We start from the raw sequence: 1,260 nt of genomic DNA on the forward strand, positions 1-1,260 counted from the left end.
TGGAGTGCCCCGGGTTTCTCGGACAAGGAACCTAGGGCACATACCCTAGGCGATTGAACTGCTTTTCGTATTGATCAGGCGATTTGTAACCCAGCGCAGAGTGCATGCGGGTGCGGTTGTAGAAGGTCTCGATGTAATCGAACACTGCGAGCCGAGCGGCGTCTCGTGAGGCGAAGGCCTTGTCAGGTACGAGTTCCAGTTTCAGTGTGCTGAAGAAGCTTTCTGCCATCGCATTGTCATAAGGCATGCCCGGCCGGCTCATGCTCAGCACCATGTGTGCTGCCGCCGCTTTCGCACGGTAGCGAGCACTCGTGTACTGGCTGCCGCGATCGTGATGGAGGATCACATTCGCCGCGGGACGTCGATGGACGATAGCCATCTCCAGGGCGCGTCCGGCCAGGTCGCGGGTCTGTTGCGACGCCATCGCCCAGCCAACGATACGTCTGCTGCACACGTCCAGGACGGTGGCGAGATAGAGCCAGCCCTCCCGCGTTGGGATGTGCGTGATATCGCCGACCCATACGCGATCGGGAGCAGCGCTTGAGAAGGGCCAAGTCAGTCGATTCGGAGCGGCCGGTACACGCGCGTAAGGAGCGCGTGCGCGCAGGAAACGCCGGCGTCGAAGCGTGACCACGCCATGCCGACGCCGCAGGCGTGCAACGCGATGCCGCCCGCATGACTCGCCACGATCATTCAGTACGCGCCAAAGGCGGCGCGTGCCATAAGCCTGCCGATACTCAATGTGCGTAGCCTGGATCACCAGCGCCAGCCGCGCATCGGCCTGCTGGCGTGCACTGGGTGCACGGTGTTGCCATGCGTGGAAGCCACTTCGCGACACACTCAAGGCACGGCACAGCGCAGTCACCGGGTAGGCCGCTTGCTGCGCTTGGATCCAGGCGTACCGCGCGTTGGTGTTTCCGCGAAGTACGCCTCCGCTTTTTTTAGGATCTCGAGCTCCTGCTCGGCTCGCGCCAACGCGCCCCGTAATCGCATCAGCTCGGCTTGCTCCAACGAGCGACGGCCTGAGCCAGGAAATGCCGCCTGCTCGCCATGTGTTTGCACAGCCTGATTCCACTTGTACAAGCGGTTACGCGGAATGCCGAGCTCTCGCGACAACTGAGCGATAGGTTTGCTACCTACTCGCATCTGCCGCACCGCTTCAAGTTTGAACTCGGCCGTGAACTGCTGACGCTTGACCATGGAACACCTCCGGGACCATTGTCCCCGTTATCAGGTGTCCGAATTAGCCGGGCCACTCCA

At 61.7% G+C, this 1,260-nt stretch carries 2 protein-coding genes; both read right to left on the bottom strand.

All coding sequences use genetic code 11. The features are described from left to right. Nucleotides 1-31 precede the first annotated feature (31 nt). Nucleotides 32-892, bottom strand: a complete 861-nt coding sequence (locus tag J2X52_RS17395; RefSeq protein WP_310156407.1) for an IS3 family transposase — start codon at nt 890-892, stop codon at nt 32-34. After that, complete coding sequence (locus J2X52_RS17400; RefSeq protein WP_310156404.1) at nt 862-1,200, bottom strand: transposase; 339 nt, start codon at nt 1,198-1,200, stop codon at nt 862-864. Before J2X52_RS17400 ends, J2X52_RS17395 begins: the two co-directional genes overlap by 31 nt. Nucleotides 1,201-1,260: the final 60 nt, after the last annotated feature.

It is taken from the genome of Luteimonas sp. 3794 (assembly GCF_031456825.1).
Lineage (GTDB): Bacteria > Pseudomonadota > Gammaproteobacteria > Xanthomonadales > Xanthomonadaceae > Luteimonas.

Excerpts from the sequence above, each read along its gene's own strand:
- J2X52_RS17400 (WP_310156404.1), bottom strand. The coding sequence starts at position 1,200 with ATGGTCAAGCGTCAGCAGTTCACGGCCGAGTTCAAACTTGAAGCGGTG.